General features: G+C 73.4%; 14 protein-coding genes. 6 read left to right on the top strand and 8 right to left on the bottom strand.

What is annotated here, in order from left to right; all coding sequences use genetic code 11:
- Window positions 1–25 precede the first annotated feature (25 nt).
- Window positions 26–1,030, bottom strand: coding sequence for a Gfo/Idh/MocA family oxidoreductase (locus tag AB0P25_RS06985; RefSeq protein ID WP_363806295.1), 1,005 nt, complete (start codon window positions 1,028–1,030; stop codon window positions 26–28).
- A gap of 132 nt (window positions 1,031–1,162) precedes the next feature.
- Between AB0P25_RS06985 and AB0P25_RS06980 the strand changes: the two genes are divergently transcribed.
- On the top strand, window positions 1,163–3,787 hold the full coding sequence (locus AB0P25_RS06980; RefSeq protein ID WP_363806294.1) for a hypothetical protein: 2,625 nt from the start codon (window positions 1,163–1,165) through the stop codon (window positions 3,785–3,787).
- Window positions 3,784–4,707 (top strand): phosphodiesterase, encoded by a 924-nt coding sequence (locus AB0P25_RS06975; RefSeq protein ID WP_363806293.1) that lies wholly within the window; start codon window positions 3,784–3,786, stop codon window positions 4,705–4,707. Before AB0P25_RS06980 ends, AB0P25_RS06975 begins: the two co-directional genes overlap by 4 nt.
- A gap of 93 nt (window positions 4,708–4,800) precedes the next feature.
- On the opposite strand, the gene AB0P25_RS06970 is transcribed toward AB0P25_RS06975, so the two are convergent.
- From AB0P25_RS06970 to AB0P25_RS06940, 7 genes are read right to left on the bottom strand one after another with little or no spacing between them, the layout of a single operon-like run.
- Window positions 4,801–6,390, bottom strand: a complete 1,590-nt coding sequence (locus tag AB0P25_RS06970; protein WP_363806292.1) for a stealth family protein — start codon at window positions 6,388–6,390, stop codon at window positions 4,801–4,803.
- A 59-nt stretch (window positions 6,391–6,449) separates the two neighbouring features.
- On the bottom strand, window positions 6,450–8,273 hold the full coding sequence (locus tag AB0P25_RS06965; protein WP_363806291.1) for a protein O-GlcNAcase: 1,824 nt from the start codon (window positions 8,271–8,273) through the stop codon (window positions 6,450–6,452).
- Complete coding sequence (locus AB0P25_RS06960; protein WP_363806290.1) at window positions 8,270–10,012, bottom strand: ABC transporter ATP-binding protein; 1,743 nt, start codon at window positions 10,010–10,012, stop codon at window positions 8,270–8,272. Before AB0P25_RS06960 ends, AB0P25_RS06965 begins: the two co-directional genes overlap by 4 nt.
- Window positions 9,993–11,975, bottom strand: coding sequence for an ABC transporter ATP-binding protein (locus AB0P25_RS06955; RefSeq protein ID WP_363806289.1), 1,983 nt, complete (start codon window positions 11,973–11,975; stop codon window positions 9,993–9,995). The genes AB0P25_RS06960 and AB0P25_RS06955 overlap by 20 nt, the downstream gene beginning before the upstream one ends.
- 54 nt (window positions 11,976–12,029) lie before the next feature.
- The gene (locus AB0P25_RS06950; RefSeq protein ID WP_363806288.1) at window positions 12,030–12,668 is read right to left on the bottom strand and encodes a class II aldolase/adducin family protein; all 639 of its coding nucleotides are present in this window, start codon (window positions 12,666–12,668) and stop codon (window positions 12,030–12,032) included.
- Window positions 12,665–13,939 (bottom strand): 3-oxo-tetronate kinase, encoded by a 1,275-nt coding sequence (otnK, locus tag AB0P25_RS06945; protein WP_363806287.1) that lies wholly within the window; start codon window positions 13,937–13,939, stop codon window positions 12,665–12,667. Before otnK ends, AB0P25_RS06950 begins: the two co-directional genes overlap by 4 nt.
- Complete coding sequence (locus tag AB0P25_RS06940) at window positions 13,939–14,784, bottom strand: DeoR/GlpR family DNA-binding transcription regulator (protein WP_363806286.1); 846 nt, start codon at window positions 14,782–14,784, stop codon at window positions 13,939–13,941. Before AB0P25_RS06940 ends, otnK begins: the two co-directional genes overlap by 1 nt.
- Window positions 14,785–14,854: 70 nt before the next feature.
- On the opposite strand from AB0P25_RS06940, the gene AB0P25_RS06935 reads away from it, so the two are divergent.
- From AB0P25_RS06935 to gtfA, 4 genes are read left to right on the top strand one after another with little or no spacing between them, the layout of a single operon-like run.
- Window positions 14,855–16,348: an FGGY family carbohydrate kinase gene (locus AB0P25_RS06935; RefSeq protein WP_363806285.1), complete on the top strand. Its 1,494-nt coding sequence runs from the start codon at window positions 14,855–14,857 to the stop codon at window positions 16,346–16,348.
- Complete coding sequence (locus AB0P25_RS06930; RefSeq protein ID WP_363806283.1) at window positions 16,345–17,247, top strand: hypothetical protein; 903 nt, start codon at window positions 16,345–16,347, stop codon at window positions 17,245–17,247. Before AB0P25_RS06935 ends, AB0P25_RS06930 begins: the two co-directional genes overlap by 4 nt.
- Window positions 17,229–18,014 carry an aspartate/glutamate racemase family protein gene (locus AB0P25_RS06925; protein ID WP_363806281.1) on the top strand — a complete coding sequence of 262 codons (786 nt, stop codon included), beginning with the start codon at window positions 17,229–17,231 and terminating at the stop codon, window positions 18,012–18,014. The genes AB0P25_RS06930 and AB0P25_RS06925 overlap by 19 nt, the downstream gene beginning before the upstream one ends.
- Window positions 18,011–19,480, top strand: a complete 1,470-nt coding sequence (gene gtfA, locus AB0P25_RS06920; RefSeq protein WP_363806280.1) for a sucrose phosphorylase — start codon at window positions 18,011–18,013, stop codon at window positions 19,478–19,480. The genes AB0P25_RS06925 and gtfA overlap by 4 nt, the downstream gene beginning before the upstream one ends.
- The last annotated feature ends 25 nt before the right edge of the window (window positions 19,481–19,505 follow it).

Here is a 19,505-nt window from a genome sequence, read left to right as displayed (position 1 = left end):
GTGGGTGGGGAAAGGGGAAGGGGTGTCAGGCGACCGCGACGGGCGCCAGCTCGACGACGCGGCCGGAATCGGCCGACTCGTTGGAGGCGACGACCATGCGGGTCAGCTCGACGGCGTGGCGCAGGTTGTCGTCGGCAGTCGTGCCTTCGTGGATGTGCTGCACCCACTGCGCGAAGGCGCCCGGGCGCGGCTCCGGGAGGGGCAACTCCTGCCAGTCGTCGCCGAAGGCGCCGCCCTTGGCGAGCAGGCGCTCGCCGCCGAAGCCGAACGTCAGCGTCGCCTCCGTTCCGCGCAGCTCGACGGTGAAGGCGCCCGGCGTGGTGACGACGCTCGCCTCGAAGACGCCGAGACGACCGCCGGGGAAGACGGCCGTGACGACCGCGTTGTCCTCGACCGCGCGTCCCGTGACGCTGCCGTAGCTCGCCGAGATGCTGAGCGGTTCGGCCCGATGGTAGAGCCGGGTGAGGTAGGCGGGGTGGCAGCCGAGGTCGGTGAGGGCACCGCCGATCGCCGCGTCCGGATCGGCGAACTGCTCGGGCAGCCAGCCGGCGACCCAGCCGTCGTGCGCCAGCCGCACGCGCGAGTAGGTGAGCTCGCCGAGCGTCCCCTCGTCGAGCACCCGCTCGATGGCGACGGTGTAGTCGTCGTAGAGGCGCGGGAGCGAGACGACGAGCGCCACGCCGGCCTCGCGAGCGAGGTCGACCAGTTCCTCCGCCTCGGCCACGGTGGGGGCGAGGATCTTCTCGGTGAAGACGTGCTTGCCCGCCGCGATGGCGCGGCCGATGACGTCGCGGTGCTGGTCGGTGGCCGTGGTGATGGTGACGGCGTCGAGCTCCGGACGCGCGAGCAGTTCGTCGAGGTCGGCGACGAACTCCACGCCGAATTCCTCGGCGGCCGCGCGGCCGCGGTCGGCGTCGTCGTCCCAGACGGCGACGAGGGTGGTGTCGGGGTGCTGCTGGACGTTGCGCGCGTAGTCGCCCGCGTGGACGTGCCAGAAGCCGATCGCTGCGACAGCGAGTTGGTGGGACATGCCTGTCAAGGCCTCCTTGCCAGATGGATTCGATGCGCGCGAACTTCGAAAGCGTACCTTCTGCTCCGGAGCAGTCGGAAGACCCACTTCGCGAATTTCTGGAATCGTTCCCAGATCCGACATGATCGAGGGGTGAGCAACGCGACGATGCATCTCGACGGCGACGGCTGGACGATCCGCGAAGCACTCGGCGACACCGCCGAGTGGTATCTCGGGGCGCCCCTGCCGGAGGCCGGCAACAACGTGGCCGAGGCGTCCGCGGCGATCGCGGCGGCACCCGGCTGGCTTCCGGCGCGGGTGCCGGGGGCCGTGATCGACGACCTGCACCGGGCCGGGGAGGTGCCCGACCCGCGGGTGGGCCGCAACAGCCGAGCGTCCGAGTGGGTCGCCGAGCGGTCGTGGGTCTATCGGCGCGCCGTGGACCTGGACGCGTCGGCCGCGGAGGGCGTCGCGGTGCTGGAGCTCGACGGCGTCGATCCCGGAGCGGACGTCTACTGGGACGGCGAACGGCTCGGCTCGGTCGACGGGCTCTACCACCGTGGCCGCTTCGCGCTGACGCCGGAGCAACGGGTCGCGGGGCGGCACAAGCTGGCGCTGTGGGTGCACCCCGCGCCTGCCTCGGAACCGCAGGTGGGCCGCACCGAGCGCGTGCGCGTCCACACCCCGCGACTCGGCTACGGCTGGGACTTCTCGCCGCGCCTGCGTCACCAGGGAGTCTGGAAGGGCGTGCGCGTCCGCTTCGCCCGCGCCCTGCTGGGGGATGTGGTGGTCCGCTCCCGCCTCACGGCGTCGAGTGGTGAGTCGATGCTCCCATCGGGTATGAATGGCGACCAGATGTCACCACTCGGTGTCGTCGAGGTGTCGTGGGGGGCGCCGGTGGGAGGCGCGGATACTGACGGCGTCACGGTGACGGTGTCGCGGGAGGGGCGTGCGGTCGCCGAGGTGACCGTCGCGGCGGCTGACGGGTCTGCGGAGGTGCGCATCCCGGACCCGGAGTTGTGGTGGCCGAACACGGTCGGCGGCCAGCCGCTCTACGAGGTGAGGGTCGCGCTCGGCGACGACGACGCGACCACCCGCACGGTCGGCCTCCGCACGGCGGAGCTGGTGCCGAATCCCGGTGCTCCGGCCGGTGCCCTGCCGTACACCGCCGTCGTGAACGGCCGGCGGGTCGACCTGGTCGGCTGGAACTGGACCCCGGCCGACACCCTCTTCGGCTCGATCGACGAGGCGAAGGTCGAGCACCTGCTCGGTCTCGCCGCCGCGTCCGGCGCCCGCCTGATCCGGGTGTGGGGCGGCGGGCTGATCGAGACGGAGCACTTCTACGCCAGCTGCGACCGCCTCGGCCTGCTGGTCTGGCAGGAGTTCTCGCAGTCCAGTTCCGGGATGCAGAGCGCGCCGAGCACCGACCCCGGGTTCGTCGCGCTGATGCGGGCTGAGGCCGAGGCGCTGATCCCGACGCGCGTGCACCATCCGTCGCTGCTGCTGTGGGGCGGCGGGAACGAGCTCGACGAGGGCGGGGTCCCGCTCTCGGACGACCGCTCGCCGGTGCTCGCCGCGCTGTCCGAGACCGTCGCGTGCCTCGACCCGGACCGCGGCTGGCTGCCGACCTCGCCGACGGGACCCGAGTTCCACAACCGGCTCGACCGCATCCACGCCGACCCCGACGGCCAGCACGACGTGCACGGGCCGTGGGAGCACCAGGGATTGGTCGGCCAGCACACGCTCTCGAACGCGGGAACGAGCCTGGCCCACACCGAGTTCGGCGTCGAGGGGATGACGAACCTGCGATCGCTGGAAGCGCTCGTCCCCGAGGACGACCGCTGGCCCGCCGACCGCACCAACCCGGTCTACCGGCACCTGGGCGAGTGGTGGAACAACGCCGACCAGGTGGTGCAGCTGTTCGGCGGTCGCCCCGACACGCTCGAGACGCTGAACCGCGCCTCCCAGCTGCTGCAGGCGACCGGACTGCAGTACGCGGTCGAGGCGGACCGGCGGCGCGCGCCGCGCTGCAGCATGGTGCTGCCGTGGCAGCTGAACGAGAGCTTCCCGAACGCGTGGTGCACGGCGGCGGTCGACTTCCGCGGCGACCCGAAGCCGGCGTTCTTCGCCGTGGCGCGCGCGTTCGAGCGGCGCCGCGTGACGCTGAAGGTGTCGCGAGCGGTCTGGGCCGGCGAACCGATCGCGTCCGTCGAGGCGTGGCTGTGGGCGGAGGACCCGGTCGAGGCGGGATCGAGTGTCGCACTGCGCGCTCGCTCGCTCGACGGGACGGTGCTGGCCGAGCGCGTGGTCGTCGCGCCGTCCGTCGGCGAGCCGATCCCGGTCGGGAGCCTGGAGGTGCCGATCAGCGCCCTGAACGGGGTCTATCTCTGGGAGGCCGAATGGCGGCATGCTGACGCTGTGATCGACCTCGAACGGATGATCGCGACGGCGACGTCCGACTTCGCCGCCCTGTTCGACGTGCCCGCGCCCACTCTCGAGACGACTCGCGAGGACGACGGGACGGTGTTCGTCCGCAACACCGGGGCGGTCGCGGCGCTCACCCTGCGAGTCGTGGATGCGCGGCCCGCCGGCGAGCCCGGCATCCTCTCGGTCGGCGGCGACCCACGGCCGCTGCTGCCGGGGGAGACGCGTCGGCTCGCGGCGTCAGCGGGCATCCCGGTGCTCGTGGAGGCGTGGAACGCGGCGCCCGCCGATCCAGGCGGCACACCGCATCCGTTCACGACGCGTTCAGATCCAGGTGGTGTGATAGCACCGTGAAGACGCGAATCGCGGAGTACCCGCGGCCGGACCACTTCCTTCTGCACATCAGTGACACCCACCTGCTCGCGGGTGGCGAACGCCTCTACGGCAGCGTCGACAGCGAGCAGCACCTGCGGGCCCTGCTCGACGAGGTGGAGGCGTCTGGCGGGCGACCGGAGGCGATCGTGTTCACGGGCGATCTGGCCGACCGCGGCCAGCCCGACGCGTACCAGCGCATCCGCGCACTCGTCGATCCTGCGGCGGAGCGGATGGGCGCCCGCGTCATCTGGGTGATGGGCAACCACGACGAGCGGGCGGCGTTCCGCGAGGGCCTGCGCGATGAGCTGCCCGACGTCTCGCCGGTCGACGACGTGTACTGGGTCGGCGGCCTGCGGATCATCGTGCTCGACTCCACCGTTCCCGGTCACCACTACGGCGACGTGAGCGAGTCGCAGCTCGACTGGCTGGCGGCGGAGCTCGCGACGGCCGCCCCGGAGGGAACCATCCTCGCGATGCACCACCCGCCCATCCCGAGCGTGCTCGACCTCGCGGTGTCGGTGGAGCTGCGCGACCAGTCACAGCTGCGCGAAGTGCTCGAGGGCAGCGACGTGCGCAGCATCCTCGCCGGGCACCTGCACTACTCGTCGACGGCGATGTTCGCGGGCATCCCGGTCTCGGTCGCGTCGGCCAGCTGCTACACGCAGGACCTCAACGTGCCCGTCGGAGGGACCCGCGGCCGCGACGGTGCCGCGGCGTTCAACCTCGTCCACGTCTACCCGAACACGGTGCTGCACTCGGTCGTGCCGCTCGGCCAGTACCCGGCGCTCGACTACATCGACGCGGAGGAGTCGGCGCGCCGCCTGGCCGCCGACGGCATCCGCATCCCGCCGGCCGCCCGCCGCGAGGCCCCGACGGAGCCGATCAGCATCCTCGCCTGACGGACGCCCCCCATCGAGTCCGCAGAGACTGCACGCTCATGCGGCGTGTCGCGTGCAATCTTTGTGTACTCGACGGTGGGGGGTTGGGCGGGTTCAGGCGGGGCGTTCCCAGGGGGCGGGGAACGGGAAGTAGCGCTCGAGGAAGTCGGTCACGATCTGGGTGCGCTCGGCGGGGTCGATCTCGGGCTTGGAGCCGTCGTTGAGGCAGAACATGTCCTGGTCGCGCTTCTTGAGGAGGCGGCGCATCATGTCGGGCGCCTGGCGCAGCGTCGTCTCGATGTAGAGCACCTTCGCCTGCGTCTGCGTCACCGCGCGGCCGGTCATCAGCGCGTAGTAGTGGTACAGCGAGTTCGTCACCGAGATGTCCGTCGCCGAGCGGAAGGGGCTCGTCGCGGTCCGGCGGAAGTCCTCGGGGAACTCCCGCTCCATCTCGCGCAGCACGCTGATCCGCAGCGGCGCCGCGCAGTGCTCCAGGTGCCGCGTCGTGACCGCGCCGAACCGCTCCCACAGCAGGCGGCGGTTGACACGCGCCGCGTTCTCGAACCCGCTGCGCGCCGGGTCGGTCTCGCCGAGGCCGATGCGCGTGCCCGCCTCCACGAACTTGGTGACGCCGCCCGGCGAGAAGAACACGTCGGGTGACAGCGGGCGCCCGATGAACATGTCGTCGTTGGAGTACAGGAAGTGCTCCGACAGCCCCGGGATGTGGTGCAGCTGGCTCTCGACGGCGTGCGAGTTGTGCGTCGGCAGGCCGGACTGGTCGGAGAAGAAGTCCTCGCTCCGCATGATGTGGATGCGCGGGTGCTCCGCATCCAGCCACGGCGGCACGGGGGAGTCGGTCGCGATGTAGATGTTGCGGATCCAGGGAGCGAACATGTGGACGCTGCGGAGCGCGTACTTCAGCTCGTCGATCTGCCGGTAGCGGGCCTCGTTGTCGTCGCCTTCGCCGACGACGTACGACGCCATCTGGGCGGCGCGCCGGCGCTGGAACTCGGTGTCGGAGCCGTCGACCCACGAGAACACGATGTCGACCTCGAAGGAGACGTCGCTCGAGAGCGGGTCGAACATGTGCTGGAGGGTCCGCCAGCGGCGTCCGTACAGCTCGACCTCGGCCTCGACGGCCTCGCTGCGCGGCAGGCGCGGACGCATCAGCGCGTTCGGGCAGGGCGCCGTGATCTCGTCGTCGCCGAACTTCCAGAACTCGAGCTGGAACGCGGTGTCGGCGCCGTAGCGGAGGCGGCCGATCGGCTCCAGCCGCGGCCGGTAGATGCGCAGGATGTCGGCCTTGCGGCGCGAAAGGCGGCCGTCGGCGATGAGCAGATCGCCGTCGTCGGTGCCCTTCTCGGGGTCTATGCTGCGCGCGTAGAACGGCTCGTCGGCGAACGCCTCGGCGAGGGCGGCGGCGGTCTGCTTGCGGGTGCGGCGGTCGAGCGCGACGATCAGCCGGTTGTCGTCGTCGCGGACGAGCAGGTACTCCAGCGCGGCCTCGTCGAGGGCGTCGCGCACGGCGAGGAGGTCTTCGATCATCGACTCCCGCGGCGTGAACGGCCCGCTGACCAGGGTGTACAGGCCCTTCCGGAGCACGATGTCATCGCGGACGAACCGGCGCACGCCGATGCCGGGGTCGCTCGTGACGACGACGGGCTCGGGCTGGTCGGACAGGGATGCGGGAGGAAGGTCAACCATTACATGCATAACTCTAGGCCGCATAGGGTGCGGCGCCCTCCGCGGAGCGTCCCGCGCGCTCAGTCGAGCAGGTCGCGTACGGTCGCGAGCAGCAGAGCGCGCGCCTCCGGCGTCACCAACCACGGCGCGAATCCGTCGGCGGCGAGGAAGAATGTGGCGCGGGCGGCAGGTGCCGCGCTTCCGTCGGCCATCCGTGCGCCGACGGGCGTCAGGCCGATGACAGCGCGCCCGGACTCCGGCTCGCGCGCGACGACGGCCGTCTCCTCGGGCGGATCGGCGACGGTCAGCTTGGACCGGCCCCGGTAGACGACGACCTCACCCGTGAGCCCGGCGGCCACCGGATGCGCGGGGTCCGCGATGTGGACGCGGTCCACCGAGAGCGGGACGGCGGCCGCGGACGCGAGGCCGAGCGGCACGAGGTGCGCCCACGCGAGCAGCGGCACCGGGCGCTTCGCCGCGGCACGCGCGACCTCCTCGGGCGCCTGGCGGGTGATGATGATCAGATCGGCGTCCGGATCGTCGCCCAGGTGGGCGCGCATCCCGGCGCCACCGAGGAATTCGACCAGCTCGCGGTCGCCGGGGGCGGGGTTCGCCCCGGTGAGGACCGCGATGCGGGCACCGTCGCCCAGCGCGCGATGCGGCGCGACGCCGAGGCGTTCGAGGGCCCTATCGACCAGGGCGAGCACCGCGCCGCGCGCGACGTCGGCGAACTCGGCTTCGAGGGTTCGGCGGGCGGTGAGGAGGCTGTCGACGGTCGGTGCGGCGTCGTCGCCCGCGAGCGCGCCGCAGGCGAGCACGCCGGCGGCTCCGGCCGCTCGCGCTGCGGCGATCCACGGCGCGAGCTGCGCGGCGAGGTCGGGCGGCGTGGCGGGGCCGGGGTGCGTGTCGGCGAGGCGGGAGAGCAGGTCGGCCGCCTCACGCCACCGTTCGGCGGCGACCAGAGCGTCCAGTCGCGGCCAGCGCGGCGACCCGGGCGGCCACGCGCTGCACGCGTCCACGAGGGTGCGCAGGCCGTCGTCGGTCCCGGCCACGGCCGCGTACGCGCGCGAGGCCGCCGCGGCAGGGTCGTAGGAGGCGGGATCCGCCGCCCACTCGGCGACCGTTTCCAGCGCGAACCGCGAGGGTGCGGCCTCCACCATCGGGTTCGCGACGATGCCGACCAGGCCCGGCGCGGCCTCCCGCCCGGTCAGCGGGCCGAGGAACAGCCTCGAGCGGTCGAAGTCGTTCACCGGGAAGTTGTCCCACAGCACGAGGTCGCGGTCGAAGCTGCGCGCGGCCTGTGCGACGTCGTCGGCGGTCACCGCGCCCACGACGATGTCGGGCCCGGTCCACAGCACGCGCGCGTCGGCGGGCAGCGTCTTCGCGAGCCCGACGCGATAGGGCGTGCGCGCGAGTCCCGCATAGTCGGTGGGGCAGAAGAGCACCGGCTCGTCGATCCCCGCGGGCCGGAGGAACGACTCCCGGAACCGCGCAGCCACCGCTCCGTGCGCGCGTCCGAGCGCTTCCGGATCGTCCATGGGCACGTCGTCGAAGAGCAGCGCGAACGACCGGATGCCCGCGTCGAGCAGCTGCCGGCACTTGCAGGCAAGCGCCTCGTGCTCGCCGTCCTCGTGGAACCGCATCGAGAGGCCCGGCGAGATCGCGTAGACGAAGCGGACGCCGCGCGCGGCCGCCTCATCGTTCAGCCGCGCGAGTCCGGCGAGCCGGTCGGCGGGATACGGCTCCCGCCAGTCCTCGCGGTGCCACGGGTCGTCCTTCGGTGCGTACAGGTAGTGGTTCAACCCGATGGCGCCTCCGCGTTGGAACCAGGCGAGCCGGTCGGCGTGCGACCACGGCTCGCCGTAGAACCCCTCGACGACACCACGCCACGCGAGTCCGCTCACCGGCCGCCGCCGTGCCACGACGTCCACAGCTCGGCGTACGCGCCTCCCGCGGCCACCAGCTCCTCGTGGCTGCCGAGCTCGTCGATGTGCCCATCGCGCACCACCGCGATCCGGTCGGCGTCGTGCGCGGTGTGGAGGCGGTGTGCGATCGCGACGACCGTCCGTCCCTCGAGAACACGGTTCATCGCACGCTCGAGGTCGCGCGCGGCGGTGGGGTCGAGCAGCGAGGTGGCCTCGTCCAGGATGAGCGTGTGCGGGTCGAGCAGCACGAGCCGCGCGAGTGCGAGCTGCTGCGCCTGCGCGGGCGTGAGGACGACCCCTCCCGAGCCGACGACCGTGTCGAGGCCCTTGGGCATGGAGCGGACCCAGCGCAGCGCATCCACCACCCGGAGCGCGCGGGCGAGTTCGTCGCGTCCGGCGCCGGGCTTCGCAAGCGACAGGTTCTCGGCGATGGTGCCGACGAAGACGTGGTGCTCCTGTGTGACCAGGGCGACGTGGCTGCGCAGGTCGTCGAGCGGGAGGTCGACCAGGCGGACGCCGCCGACGGTGATCCGGCCGCCGGACGGCTCCGTGATCCCCGCCATCAGGCGGCCCAGCGTCGACTTGCCCGATCCGGACGGGCCGACGATCGCCAGCCGCTCGCCGACGGCGAGGTCGAGCGAGACGCCGTGCAGCACCTCCGTGCCCTCGCGGTAGGAGTAGCGCACGTCCGAGGCGACGACGTGCTCGTCGGCCGGCTGCTCGCCGGTCGCGTGCCGGTCCTCGGGCACGTCGGCCACACCGATGATCCGTGAGAGCGCGGTCGTTCCGACCTGGATCTCGTCCAGCCAGCTGATCAGCTCGTCCACCGGCGACACCAGCTGCATGGCGTAGAGCGCGACGGCGGTCACCGCCCCGATGCCGACCACGCCCCCGCCGACGAGGTAGGCGCCCCAGGCGAGCACCACGATCACCGGGAGGAGGAACGCGATGTCGGTGCTCGGGAAGAACCACGACCGCAGCCAAAGCGTGTACCACTCGGACTCGCGGCGCTCCCGCAGGGCGGCGTCGATCTTCGTCCGCTGCGCGGGCGCGAGGCTCAGCGCCTCGATCGTGCGGACGCCGTCCACGGTCTCGCTGATCGTGCCGCCGAGCGTGGCATAGGACGCCAGCTGTCGCTGGTAGCCGGGGCCCGAGCGCCTGAGGTACCAGCGCGTGGCGAACACCAGGATGGGCACTCCGGCGAACATCGCGACGGCGACCGGCGGGCTCACCAGGAACGCCGCGACGACGGTCAGCACCGCGGTGACCCCGGCGACGAGGATCCGCGGCACGCCGAAGCGCACCGTCTGGGCGACGGACTGGATGTCGTTGGTCGTGCGGGCGAGCAGGTCGCCGGTCCCGGCCGCCTCGACCGTCGAGAGCGGGAGTCGTGCGACGGTCGCCAGGAACTCCTCCCGCAGCTGCGCGAACACGCCCTCGCCGAGGATCATCGACTGCCGCTGGGCGAACCGGATCAGGACGGCCTGGCAGACGATCGCCCCGAGGAGCACCAGGGCGATGGTGTCGATGCCCGCCGACGACAGGCTGCCGCCGGTGATGCCGTCGATGATGAGGCCGATGAGGGCGGGGCCGGCGAGACCGGCGACGGCGGCGAGCGTGTGCAGCACGAGCACGACCGAGAGGCCGCCGCGATGCTGCCGGATCAGGCGGGCGCCGGTCGCCCGCACGGTCGCGGTGCTAGCGATCGGAAGCAGCATCGTCCGTCCCCTTCTTCGCCTTCTTCTTCTTCGACTTCTTCGTGCGTTTGCTGTCGCCGGCCGGGCGCTGCGCGGACACCGGGTGGGTGGCTGTCCAGAGCGCGTCGATGGACCCGGTCCACGCGGCCTCGAGGTCTTCGCCGTCGGCGGGCTCGGCGGCGCTGATGGTGCGCGAGACGATCGCCCGGTAGAGGTCGCCGAGGTCGTCCTCCTGGCGGAGCAGGGACTGGTGGGTGCCGGTCCCGACGACACGGCCCTTCCGCACGACGGCGATGGTGTCCATCCGGTCGAGCAGCAGTGGGCTGGCGGTGACGACGACCGTGGTCCGGCCGTCGCGGGCCTCGCGCAGCCGCTCGGCGATCTGCGCCTCGGTGTGCGCGTCCACCGCGCTGGTCGGCTCGATCAGCACCAGCACCTCCGCGTCGGTCAGCAGCGCCCGGGCCAGGCTGAGCCGCTGGCGCTGACCGCCGGAGAAGGTCCGGCCGCGCTCGGCGACCCGCTCGTGCACGCCGTCCGGAAGCGCCTCGACGGTCTCGCTCGCGGCGGCCGTGTCGAGCGCGGCGGAGACGCGGCGCAGGCGTCCGGTGGAGGTGTCCGTGAACTCCGCGTCACGGATCGGCAGCGTGTCGAGACCGTCGAGCAGCTTGCCGCCGAAGAGGTGCGGGTTCGCGTCGTTGACGACGATGCGCTCGCGGACCTCCCGCACCGGCACGCGGGTGTGGTCCACTCCGCCCCAGAGCACGGGCGCTTCGTGATGGACGCTGTCGTCGAAGCGGCCGAGGCGCGTCGCGATGCCGGCCGCCTCATCCGGGTCGGCGTCGACGATGGCGGTGAACCGGCCGGGCTCGATGACCACGCCGGACGCGAGGTCTTCGATGGCGGAGCCCCAGGCCGGGGCCTCGGCGGGTTCGGCGGTGTCGCGGGCGGCCGGCCGGGTGCGGAGCACCGACAGCACGCGCCGCGCCGAGACGACGCCCGCGGTGAAGGTCTGGGCCGCCTCGACCGCCGTGCGCAGCGGCAGCACCAGGAAGGTCGCGTAGCCGTAGAACGCCGTCAGCTGACCGGGGGTGATCGTGCCGTCGAGCGCCAGGTGCGCGCCGAACCAGACGATGAACACCAGGAAGGCGCCGGGCAGCAGCACCTGGAGTCCATCGAGCCAGCTCTGCGTCTTCGCCACCCCGACGCCCGCCGCGCGCACCCGCTGCGACTGCGTCGCGTAGCGCTCGACGAACTCGTGCTCGCCGCCGATCCCGCGCAGCACGCGCAGGCCGACGACGGTGTCGGCGCCGAGCGTGGTCAGGCCGCCGGCCTCCTCGCGCCACACCGCCTGGCGCGTGCGCAGCGGGCGCAGCAGCAGGGCGAGCACGAGCGCGACGGCGGGCACGCCGATCACGACCGCGAGGCCAAGCGGGAGAGACGCATTCAGCATGATGATCGACACCGCGACGAACGCGACGACGCCGCCGCCGAGGCGCGCGGTCACGTCGAACATCGCCCCGAGGCGGAGGGAGTCGGTGCTCACCGTCGCGACGATCTCCCCCGACGAGGTGGTCGCGGTGATCGCCGGTCCCGTCTCCGCCGAGTGGTAGCCGATCAGCCGCGCGACACCGAGCGACGAGCGCAGCCAGTTGGACACGGCCATGCGGTGCCTCAGCATCCCGGTTACCGCCTGGATCACGGCGACGACGAGCAGGGCGCCGCACCAGCCCCACAAGGCGGACGGATCGCCGGACACGCCCTCGTCCACCGCGCGGCCGAGCAGGTACGGCCAGACGGCCTGGCACAGCATCCACACCACGCCGAACAGCACGCCGGCGGTGAGGGTCGCCGGCTGCCGGGCCGCCTGCCAGAGCAGGAAGCGCGGCACCGACGACAGGTGCTTCTCGCCCGGGCGGGCGGAGGGGATCCGAGCCCCGCGCGGCGTGCGCGGCGGCGAGGGAGGGGCAGCGCGGACGCTGGACATCTTCAGTGCTCCTGGGGGATCGAGCGGTGTGGAACGGAACGGAACGGAGGCGGCTCAGCGGCCCGGCGGGGTGAGCGCCGCGACCGCCGCGGCATCCAGGGCGACAGCGGGCGCCTGCCGCAACAGGAGCGTCAGCTGTGCGGCCGTCTCCAGCTCCTCCGCCAGGTCGATCGCGGCATCGAGGGTGGGGGCGGCGACGACCGGTCCGTGGTTCGCGAGCAGCAGCACCGGGTGCCCGGGTGCGGCGGCCACGACGCCCGCGGCCAGCTCGGCGCTGCCGGGTCGGGCATAGGGCACGATCGGCACATCACCCAGCCGCATCACGCGGTAGGGCGTGAGCGGGGGCAGCGGCGCGTACCCGCTGTCACCCGGGGGCAGGCACGCGATCGCCGTGGCGTAGGGCGAATGGAGGTGGACGACTGCGGTCGCGTCCGGGTGCGCGGCGTACATCGCGGCGTGCAGCGGCAGCTCCTTGGTGGGACGCGGGGCGCCCTCCTGGTCGGCCGGCGTCGCGGCCAGCTCGTCCTCGGTGACCGCCCGCAGCGACGAACCGGTGGGTGTCGCGATGATGCGCGACCCGACGCGGAGACTGACGTTGCCGGAGCTGCCCGGCGACAGGCCCGCCGCCGACAGGTGGCGGCAGGCGCGCACGATGGCGGCGCGCGCTTCGGCCTCGGTGCGGATGGTGGTCATGGCGACACCTCCCAGGCGTCGGTGAACAGGTCGGGGCCGCCGAAGTTGCCCGACTTCAGCAGGACGGCGATGGTGCGCGGTCCGTCGCCGGCATCCGACGACGAGACGGCCCACGGGACGCCCGGAGCGGCCTGCGCGCCGATGCGGAGCCGCGACAGGCCGAGCCGGGCGGTCACCGCGCCGGAGGTCTCGCCGCCGGCGACCAGGAGGTGGCTGCGGCCGAGGGCGTGGACGGCGAAGGCGGCCAGCTCGGCGAGCGCGTCCTCGAGCAGGGCGGCGGCCCGCTCGGCGCCGAGCGCGGTCTGCGCGGCGGCGACATCGCCGGACGCGTGGATGAGGATCGGCGCGAGCGGGTCGGTGTGCGCGGCCAGCGCATCCCGGATCGGGGTCAGCGCGTGCGGGTCGCGGGCCAGGTCGAGCGGGTCGAGGACGTGGCGCTCGCCGCGGAAGGCCGCGATCTGTCCGCGCGTGGCGGCCGATGCGCTCCCCGCGAGGATGAGGCGACCGGTGAGCGGCACTGCCGGAAGTCCAGCCGTGGCGGGTGCGTGCCCCAGACTCGTGGATGCCGCCGCGCGGGCCAGGGCCGTCGCCACCCCCGCGCCGCCACCGGCCACGACGGGCCGTTGCGCCGCGATCCGGCCGATCGCCTCGGCGATCACATCGAGGTCGGCCTCGGTCAGCGCATCCACCAGGACGTGCCCGTCTCCGACCATCCCGGCCACCGCGTCCGCTCCCCGCCGGACGTCCTGCCAGCGCACGAGCCCGACCGGCGCGGGGGTCTGCGGCGACAGCACCCGCACGAGATCGGAGTCACGCATCGGGGTCAGCGGATGGTCGCGCATCGAGGATTCGGCGAGGGGCACGCCGTCGACGAACAGCGTCCCCTGGTACTGCGTGCGCCCGGCGCCGGGTGTGGCGGGCGTGCCGACGGTCGCCGTCGCTCCCGCCACGGACGCGAGGGCGTCGGCGATCGGCCCGATGTTCCCGGCGGGCGTCGAGTCGAACGTCGAGCAGTACTTGTGGTAGAGCTGCGTCGCACCGGCCCCCAGAAGGAGACGGGCCGCCGCGGCGGAGGCGGAGGCGGCTTCGGCGGCCGGGGCGGTGCGCACCTTGAGGGCGACGACAGCGCATCCCGCGCCGGCCTCGAACAGATCGCCGGGCGCGTCGTCGGGTGTCCCGAGCAGCACGGTCGCGGGGAGTCCCGCCTCGACGACGCGGCCCGCGAGGTCGCAGGCGCCCGTCACGTCGTCGGCGACGGCGCCGAGCCGCATCACGAGACGCCGACCCCCGGCTCGTCGGAGGCGGGGGTCGGCGCACGACCGGAGAGCAGGGGCGCGTCGAACGGCTCCCCGGCGACGATCACGGTCGCACCGGCCTCGCGCAGCGCGCGGACGTCGTCGGGATCGGCGCCCGCGTCGGTGAGGATCGCATCCACCAGGTCCAGCCCGCCCACGCGGATCGGGGCCCGGGCGCCGAGCTTGGAGTGGTCGACGAGCAGCACGGTCGTGCGGGCGGCGCGCGCGAGCTCCTGCTTGAGCTCCGCGTCGAGCGCGTTGGCGCAGAGGATGCCGCGTGTGTCGACCGCGGTCGCCGAGAGCACGGCGACGTCGATCGAGTAGTCGGCGATGGTGCGCCGGGCGGTGGCGCCGGCGAAGCTGCGGGTCTCCGCCTGGTAGACGCCGCCGACGGCGACGAGCTCCACGTCGTCGCGTTCGATCGCCGCCTGGATCACCGGCACCGAGTGGCTGATGATCGTCGTGCCCGGGTACAGCATCCCGGCCAGGTTCGCGACCGTCGTGCCGGCGTCGAGGGCGACCGTGACCGCGCCGTCGAGCAGGTCGAGGCAGGCCTCGGCGATGGAGTGCTTCTCCCCGCTGCCGGTCACGGCCCGCTCGTCGAACGGACGGCCGTGGCCGAGGTTCGGCAGGCTGGCGCCGCCGACGACGCGTCGGGCGAGCCCGTCGGCTTCGAGCTGCCGGAGGTCGCGGCGGATCGTCATCTCGGAGACGCCGAAGTCCTCCGCGACGCGCGACGACGACACGTAGCCCTCGACGGACAGTCGTCGGAGCAGTTCGTCGCGGCGGGCGGGGGCGTCGGTGTAGCGCACGGCGTCCATCCAACCGGCTGCTCGGTGCGCTTGTCAACAAACGCACAAATCTTGACGCGAATGTTCGGAAGTGAACAGAATGGAGTCTGTGACCGACGCACCTCTCGCCGCTCTGGGCGTGGATGTCGGCACCACCAACACGAAGGTGGTGCTGGCCGTGTTCGGCGACGGTGTGCGCGAAGAGCGCACGCTGTCGGTGCCGACGCCGTCGTCCGGCGCGGCGCTGCAGTCGGTGGTCCTGAACGCGGTGCGCGACGTGGTGCTGGACAGCCCGCATCCGATCGTCGCCATCGGCGTCGCCGCGATGGGGGAGACCGGCTCGCTCGCCGGCCCCGATGATCAGCCGCGCGGCGAGCTGTTGCGCTGGGCGGACGGCGACGCCGCCACGGCCGACCGGCTGACGGCGGCCGTGGGGGCCGAAGCCCTCTACGCGGCGACCGGCGTGCCCGCGCCGCACAAATCGCCGCTCGTGCACTGGCAGCGCCTGGCCGACCAGCAGGATGCGCGACTCGACGACGCCCGCTGGCTCGGAGCCGATGCGCTGGTGATCGCGGCGCTGACCGGTGAGGCGGTGACCGACCACACGCTGGCGGCCCGCACGATGGCCTACCGGCTCCCGGCCTCCGGGGAACCGCTGGCGCGTGAGTTCGACCGCGACCTCGTCGGCGTGGTGGGTCTGACCCCCGACCGTTTCCCCCGGGTCGCGCTCCCGGGCGAGACCGCCGGCCTGCTCGGTGCGGACGCGGCACGCGCGCTCGGTCTGCCCGTCGGCATCCCCGTCGTCGCAGCGGGTCACGATCACGCCGTCGGCGCCTGGGCTGCGGGCGCACGCGAGCCCGGCCAGGCAGCCGACTCCGTCGGGACCGCCGAGGCGCTGCTGCGGATCGCCGAGAGCGTGCCGCGCGACGCCGCTCGGGAGCAGGGGATGAGCCTCGCCCGGAGCATCGACGGACGCTACGAAACCCTCCTGGCCGGCAACCCGGCGGCGGGCGCGCTGGTCGAGTGGGCGTTCGCCGAGCTCCTTCCGGGTGCCGACCGGCACGCCGCCCTCGAAGGCGCCCGGCTGCGGGCGGAGGGCCCGTTGGACGCGTTCCTCCTCCCCTACCTGCGCGGCAGGCAGTCCCCGTCGCCCGACGCGGCTGCCTCCGTGCGCCTGGTCCAGCCGGTCGAGGAGGGCGCGCCGGGTCGTCTCGCCGACCCCGCGGCGACGCTCACCGCCGTGCTGACCGGCCTCGCCCTCCAGCTCGCGTGGATGGACGCCTCCCAGACCGGACTCGCCGGCCCGCGCCGTCCGGAGCTGACCGTGCTCGGCGGACCCGGCGCCGCCAACGCCGCCTGGTGGCGCCTCAAGCAGCGCCTCCTCCCGGGCCGCCTCCGCCGCGTCGCCGCGGTCGAACCCGTGGCCACCGGCGCCGCCCTGCTCGCCGCGCACCGTGTGGCCGGCATCACGACCTCGCTGCCCGTGCACCCGCACGACCCGGGCAGCGCCGACAGCGTCGCCTCCGCGGGCGATCCGGCTCTGCTGGACGCCTTCGTGGAGGCGGCGACGCTCCGAAGCAAGGAACCCGCATGACCGACACCGCCTCCCGTCCCGCACTCGACCTCGACGCCATCGCCCGCCCGAGCGGGTCCCTCGCGATGGTGGCGATGGACCAGCGCGAGAGCCTTCGCCACATGTTCGACCTCGCCGGCGCCGGCCGCCCGGCCGACGACGTCCTCATCCGCTTCAAGCTGGACGTCGCCGCGGCGCTCGGCCCGCTGGCGTCCGGGTTCCTGATCGACCGGCACTTCGGCTGGGAGGCGGTCCGCGACACGCTGCCCTCGGGCACGGGCCTCATCCTGGCGGCAGACGACCTCACGCAGGAGGACGGCGGTCCGGTCGAGGAGACGGCGCTCGACGAGGTCGTTCTGACGGAGACGGACCTCGATGGTGTCTCCGCACTGAAGCTGCTGGTGATCTGGCGCCGCGACGCGAAGCGCGAGCAGCGCGTCGAGCTCGTGCACCGGTTCGTCGCCGAGTGCCGTGCCCGCGGTGTGCTGTCGGTGCTGGAGCCCGTGGTCCGGGCGACGCCGGAGGAGCTGGACGCCGGCACCTGGGACCTCGACGTCGCCATCCGCGAGGCAGCCGCCGAGCTGTCCCCGTCCGGCCAGAGCCTCTACAAGGTCCAGGTGCCGCTGTCGGGAACCGGCGACGAGGCCGCGCAGCGCGAGGCGAGCGAGCGGCTGAACGACGCCATCATCGGACCCTGGGTGGTGCTGTCGCAGGGCGTCGACCGTCCGGCGTTCCTGCCGGCCGTCGAGGCGGCGTGCCGCGCCGGCGCGAGCGGGTTCCTCGCGGGTCGGGCGCTGTGGAGCGACGTCGTCGGGCGAGACGACGTCCCCGCCGCCCTGCGCGAGCTGTCGGTGCCGCGGCTCGAGGCCCTGATCGAGGTCGTCGACCGCGAGGCGCGTCCGTGGCGGGAGGCGCGATGATCGCCGGACTGCTGCACACCGTCCCGGCGCTCGCGCCGACCTTCGACGGGCTCGTCGCCGACGCGGTTCCGGGAACGAGCCGTGAGCACGTCGTCGACGCGTGGATGCTGGAGACCGCGATCGCCGAAGGTGTCACCCCGGCGGTGCGCGAGCGCGTCGCCGCGCACCTGCGCCACCTGGCGGAGTCGGGCGCGGACGCGATCCTGGTCACCTGCTCCTCCATCGGCGAGGCCGCGGAGGAAGCGGCCGCCTCGCTGGGGGTGCCGGTCATCCGGGTGGATGCAGCCATGGCCGCCGAGGCCGCTCGCCTCGCGTCCGCCGCCACCGGCGCCCAGCCCCGCATCGCGGTGCTCGCGACGAACACCGCGACGCTCGGACCGACCACGCGGTTGATCGAGCGTGAAGCCGCCGCCCAGGGCGTGCGCGCCACGGTCACCGCAACGGTCGTCGACGGCGCGGCCGCCGCGCGAGCCGCGGGCGACCAGGCCACCCACGACCGTCTCATCGCCGACGCTGTCCGCGCCGCCGCGAACCCCGCCGCCGGCGAGGCCGCGGCCGCCGTCCTCGTCCTCGCCCAAGCCTCGATGGCACCCGCCGCCGAGTCGGCCGGCGTGGACATCCCCGTACTCACCTCCCCGGCGGGCGGCGTCGCCCGGCTCGCGGAGGCACTGACCCCGTCGGATCCGGGGACGCCGGACGCCAGCGCGAACCGTGCGGCCGCCTCCGGATCCGACGGAACCTCCCCAGAGAACGGAGCGACCCCATGACCGGCGTCGACCTGCTCGCCTACGCCGACCGCCTCGGCGGCGACCTCCCGCGCCTGCGCGCCCTGCTCGACGGCCCCCTTCGTGACTTCGCGGGCGTGCACCTCCTCCCGTTCTTCGTGCCGTTCGACGGCGCGGACGCGGGCTTCGACCCGATCGACCACGCGTCGGTCGACCCGCGCCTCGGCACCTGGGACGACGTCCGCGCGATCGCTGCGAACCGCGAGGTGACCGCCGACCTCATCGTGAACCACGTGTCGAGCGAGTCGGCCGAGTTCGTGGACTGGCTGGCGCTCGGCGAGGAGTCTCCGCACGACGGCATGTTCCTCACCTTCGACACGGTCTTCCCCGATCGGGCGTCGGAGGACGACATCACCGCCTTCTACCGCCCGCGACCCGGTCTGCCCTTCACCGCGTACCGGATGGCGGACGGCCGCCGCCGCCTGGTCTGGACGACCTTCATGCCGAGCCAGGTCGACCTCGACGTCGCGAACGACCGCGCCCGCGCGTACCTCCGCCGCATCCTCGCCGCCCTGCACGACGGCGGTGTGACCACGGTCCGGCTGGATGCGGTGGGCTACGCGGTCAAGACGCCCGGGTCCGACAGCTTCATGACGCCGGAGACGCTGGAGTTCGTGCGCGAGATCGTCGCGCTCGCTCGCGAGGAGGGCCTTCGGGTGCTCGTCGAGGTGCACGCGCACTACACGCAGCAGCTCGCCATCGCTCCGCTCGTCGATCTCGTCTACGACTTCGCGCTCGCTCCGCTCCTGCTGCACAGCCTCGGCACCGGCACCTCCGACCGCCTGCAGGAGTGGCTGCGCATCCGCCCGCGGAACGCGATCACCGTGCTCGACACCCACGACGGCATCGGCATCATCGACGCCGGCCCGTCGGGCGACCGCCCGGGCCTCATCAGCCAGGACGACATGGCCGCGATCTTCGCCCGCGCGGCCGAGGCCACGCACGGCCACTCGACCCTCGCATCCGTCATCCCGGCGTGGATGAGCCTGCCGCACCAGATCAACGCGACGTTCTTCTCCGCCCTCGGCGCGGATGCGAACGCCTACCTGCTCTGCCGCGCCGTCCAACTGTGGCTGCCCGGGCGCCCCCAGCTGTACTACGTCGGACTTCTCGGCGGCCTGGACGACGTGGCGCTGTTCGAGCGCACCGGGCAGGGACGCGACGTCAATCGGCACGTGTACACGTCGGCGGAGTTCGACGCGGCGATGGCGAGCGACGTCACCCGCGCCCAGCTCGCCCTCGTCCGGTTGCGGTCGGCGCACGCCGCCTTCACCGGCGAGTTCGGCTACCGTGTGGAGGCGGACGCGCTCGTGCTCGAGTGGACGCTCGGCGACGAGCGCGCCACGCTCGAGGTCGCGTTCGCTCCCGAACCGCGCTTCCGCATCCACCTGCAGGGAGCCGGCGGCCCCCTCGCCGTCGACTCCGTCGCCGCGCTCGCCACCCTCTGAACCACCCGCGACCTCACCTTCCCCC

It is taken from the genome of Leifsonia sp. NPDC077715, assembly GCF_040686855.1.
Taxonomy (GTDB): domain Bacteria; phylum Actinomycetota; class Actinomycetes; order Actinomycetales; family Microbacteriaceae; genus Leifsonia.
Note: the sequence above shows the minus strand (reverse complement) of the source record. Positions and strands in the feature narration are given on the sequence as shown.